The organism is Streptomyces sparsus, from assembly GCF_054776295.1.
Window position 1 is genome coordinate 1 of sequence record NZ_BAAHCA010000443.1, and the last position, 3,986, is coordinate 3,986.

Here is a 3,986-nt window from a genome sequence, read left to right on the forward strand (position 1 = left end):
AGCCGCCCGCGGTCCGGGACGGATCGTGCGGATTGCCCGTGGCGCCGTGCCGGGGGCTGTCGGTGACCCCTTTCCAGCCGAACTCCGGGGTGGTGGTCTTGCCGAGGAACACCGCGCCGTGCCGGCGCAGGGCGGCGACCGAGGGCGCGTCCTCGTCCCAGTCGCCCTCGGCGGAGACGCCCCACGAGCCGCGCAGCGTCGGGCCGCCGCGTTGCAGCAGGATGTCCTTGACGGTGGTCGGCACCCCGTCCACCAGGCCGGCCGGCTCACCGCGCCGCCAGCGGTCCTCGGACGTGCGGGCCTGCTCCAGCGCGGACTCGGCGTCGATCCGGACGAACGCGTTCACCCGCGGCTGCACGGTCTCGGCACGGGTGAGGGCGGCCCTCGTCACCTCGACGGGGGAGAAGTCGCCGGCGGCGTACCCCGCGACGAGTTCCGTCGCGGTCATGGCGGTCAGATCGGTCAACGCGTTCCTCCCGGAGGCGAAGCCGCCCGGTGCGCACCGGGCGGCGGTGTGGGCGCCCCGGTGTCCGGGGCGCCGCGGGTGTCAGGAGGCCGGGACGTAGCCCAGCTCCTTGTCCACCACGTTGAGCAGCGGCCTGCCCGCGGCCCAGCGGTCGTAGTTGTCCAGGAACTGCACCGCCAGGTCGTCCCGCCAGCCCAGGGTGTCGCCGCTCATGTGCGGCGACACCAGCAGACCGGGCACGTCCCACAGCGGACTGTCCGGCGCGAGCGGCTCCTCGTCCAGCACGTCCACCGCCGCGCCCCGGATCACGCCCCGGCGCAACGCGTCGACCAGATCGGCGGTCACGACATGTCGGCCGCGCCCGATATTGACGAAGTGCGCCGCGGGGTTCATCCTGGCGAACGCGTCGGCGTCGAACATGCCGACCGTCGCCGCGGTGAGGGGAGCGGCACACACCACCCAGTCGGCCTGCGGCAGCAGGCTGTCCAGCGTGCCACTCGCGTGCACCGTGCCGAATTCCGGATCGCCGGTCTGCTCCCGTCGCCCCACGAGTTCCACCGTGACACCCAGTGCCTGCAAAGTGCGTCCGATAGCACGGCCAATGGGACCGGAACCCACCACGACCGCTCGTGTTCCACCGACCCGCATTGTCTCCCGGTGCCGCCATCGGTGTTCGCGCTGCAATTCCCATGTCCCGGCAAAATCCTTGGCCATGGCCACTACCAAACCGGCGACGTATTCGGCGATCGGCTGGTCGAAGACGCCCCGGGCATTGGTGATCACGGTGTTCGATCCGGCCAGCTCGGGCAGCAGCCGGTCCACGCCGGCACTGGCGGTGTGCACCCACCCCGGCCGGGGCCCGTCACCCGGCCAGGCCAACTTCACCGCGTCGGTGGTGAAGTGCCAGACCAGCAGGACATCGGCCTCGGGCAGCCGCTCGGCGAGCGTGCGCTCGTCGGCGTGCAGCACCTCGGCACGCCCCTCCAGCCGCCGCAGGTCGGGCAGCGGGTCGGCGTCGAGGACCAGGACACGTGGTACGGACATAGGCGGGAAACCATTTCGAAACGAGGGCGGGTTTCACTGGACCGTGAAGGTCCCAGTGGATCGTGAAGGCAGTGCATCGAAGTAGAAGCCAAGGATTGACCACGGTAGGGATGAGAAACTACATTCGTCAATGAAGGCATCTGTCCCGGCGTTCCGGCATCCTGTCCGGCTGCTTTTTTCTCTCCGGCCGCATCGGCCGTCCTGCGTAGGATGAGGGGCACGAATATGGATGTCTCGTTTCTCGGTGGCCCGGGCCCGCAGCGCGGCGTGGGAATCGTCGCGCCGTTCGACTTCGCGTTGGACCGCGAGTTGTGGCGCTGGGTGCCGGACGACGTGTCACTCCACCTCACCCGGACGCCGTTCGTGCCCGTCGAGGTGAGCCTCGACCTCGCCCGGCTGGTGAGCGAGCACGAGACGCTGCGGGAGGCCGTGCAGGCGCTGATCGCGGTCGCACCCGAAGTGGTGGCCTACGCCTGCACCTCCGGTTCCTTCGTCGGCGGCGGCGCCGGTGAGCGCGGCATCACCTCGGCGATGGTCCAGGCAGGCGAGATCCCGGCGCTCACCACCTCCGGCGCGCTGCTGGCCGCGCTGACGGAGATCGGCGCCCGGCGCATCGCCGTCGTCACGCCCTACACCAAGTCGGTGACGGACTCGCTGGAGGACTACCTCGGCGAGGCGGGCATCGAGGTGACCGGCCGCAGCTACCTGGGACTGACGCGGCACATCTGGAAGGTGCCCTACCGGGACGTGGTGGAGATGGCCAGGGAGGCGGTCGCGGACAGCCCCGACGCGCTCTTCATCAGCTGCACCAACCTGCCGACCTACGACGTCATCCCGCAGCTGGAGGCGGAGCTGCGCATGCCCGTCCTGTCGGCGAACCAGGTGACGGTGTGGGCCGCGTTGCGGGCCATCGGCAAGCGCGCCGTGGGACCGTACCAGGCACTGCTCGACCCGGTGGCGAGACGTGGTCCCGCCGCCATGGCGGCACTGCCGGAACCGGCGGCGGAGCCGCTTCCCGGCCCGGAGGCCGCCTACGCCGGCAGCGCGCTACCCGGTCCGGACTCCGAGCCGCTCGACGCGCTGGCGGAGCCGCCGTTCGGGGACGACCCGGGCGGTCAGCCGCCCGTATGACCCCTGCGGGGCGCAGGGGGAAAGCACCGCAGTACCAAGGGAGTTGCAGATGGGCCACTCGGTCGGATTCCTCTACCCGGGCCACTCGGCGGAGGACGACTACCCGCGGCTGGAGGGCCTGTTGCGGGAGACGGGCGCCGACGTCCGGTTGCCGCTGGTGCACACCGACATCGGTGAGGACGCGCACCGCGTCGACGCGCTGCTGGAGATGGGGGCCGCCGGCCGGCTCGCGGCCGGCGTCGACACCCTGAAGGCACAGGGCGCGCAGGCCGTCGTCTGGGCGTGCACGAGTGCCAGCTTCGTCTTCGGCTGGGACGGCGCGCACGAGCAGGTAAGGGAGCTGGCCACCACCGCCGGGTTGCCGGCGTCCAGCACCTCGTTCGCCTTCGCGCACGCCGCGAGGTCGCTGGGTCTGGAGCGGGTCGCGGTCGCCGCCACCTATCCGGACGACGTCGCCGAGCACTTCGCCGCGTTCCTGAAGGCGGCCGGCATTGAGGTCGTCTCGTTGCGCGGCAGCGGCATCATCACCGCCGCCGAGGTCGGGACCTGGGGCCGGGAGGAGACGCTCACCCTGGCCGGCGCCGGAGACCACCGGGACGCCCAGGCCGTGCTGCTGCCGGACACCGCACTGCACAGCGCGGCGTTCCTGCCCGACCTGGAGATGGCCCTCGGCAAGCCGGTGCTGACCGCCAACCAGGTCACCGCCTGGGAGGGGCTGCGGCTGCTCGACCTGGACGTGCGCTGCCCGTCGCTCGGAGCCCTCTTCGGCGACCGCTGACACCGGCCGCGGGCCGGATCCGTGACCGGACCCGGCCCGCGCCCCCTCCCACCCGTGGCCTCTCCCTCACCCGCCCGCTCTCGGCGGCGCCCCGCCCGTGCCGCCCGAGGAATAGCGCGCGGCGCGCAACGGTTGCCCGGGAGGCACATACAGCGGGGAAAGGGAGAGGCGGCACACAAGTGGCGGAACAGCGCGAGGTTCACATACGCGGGCAGGTGCGGGGCAGTGCGCCCGTGCCGCTGTCGGTGCTCGACCTGGCGACGGTCGGCACAGGCAGCACCGCCACGGACGCCCTGCGCACCTCGGCGGAGCTCGCCGGCCTCGCCGAGCGCCGCGGCTACCACCGCTTCTGGGTAGCCGAGCACCACTCCGTCCCCGGCGTGGCGAGTTCCTCGCCCGCGGTGATCCTGGCCCATCTGGCCGCCGGTACGCGGCGCATCCGGCTCGGCTCCGGCGGCGTGATGCTGCCCAACCACGCGCCGCTGGTGATCGCCGAGCAGTTCGGCACGCTCGAAGCGCTGGCCCCGGGCCGGATCGATCTGGGGCTCGGCCGGGCCCCCGGCACCG

The 3,986-nt window shown here is 72.2% G+C and carries 5 protein-coding genes; 3 read left to right on the top strand and 2 right to left on the bottom strand.

The genetic code is table 11. From position 1 onward, the window contains the following. Window positions 1-466: amidase family protein (locus ACYVE9_RS18105; RefSeq protein ID WP_461028924.1), on the bottom strand; the 466-nt coding region annotated here is incomplete at its 3' end. Window positions 467-547: 81 nt separating this feature from the next. Continuing rightward, on the bottom strand, window positions 548-1,510 hold the full coding sequence (locus ACYVE9_RS18110) for a D-2-hydroxyacid dehydrogenase (protein ID WP_461028925.1): 963 nt from the start codon (window positions 1,508-1,510) through the stop codon (window positions 548-550). Between the two features lie 225 nt (window positions 1,511-1,735). On the opposite strand from ACYVE9_RS18110, the gene ACYVE9_RS18115 reads away from it, so the two are divergent. The 3 genes from ACYVE9_RS18115 to ACYVE9_RS18125 form a co-directional block, all read left to right on the top strand. Next, window positions 1,736-2,641, top strand: coding sequence for a maleate cis-trans isomerase family protein (locus tag ACYVE9_RS18115; RefSeq protein ID WP_461028926.1), 906 nt, complete (start codon window positions 1,736-1,738; stop codon window positions 2,639-2,641). A gap of 49 nt (window positions 2,642-2,690) precedes the next feature. Next, window positions 2,691-3,419 carry a maleate cis-trans isomerase family protein gene (locus ACYVE9_RS18120; protein WP_461028927.1) on the top strand — a complete coding sequence of 243 codons (729 nt, stop codon included), beginning with the start codon at window positions 2,691-2,693 and terminating at the stop codon, window positions 3,417-3,419. Continuing rightward, window positions 3,347-3,986 (top strand): MsnO8 family LLM class oxidoreductase (locus ACYVE9_RS18125; RefSeq protein ID WP_461028928.1); only part of this gene is annotated, 640 nt, incomplete at its 3' end. The genes ACYVE9_RS18120 and ACYVE9_RS18125, both read left to right, overlap by 73 nt.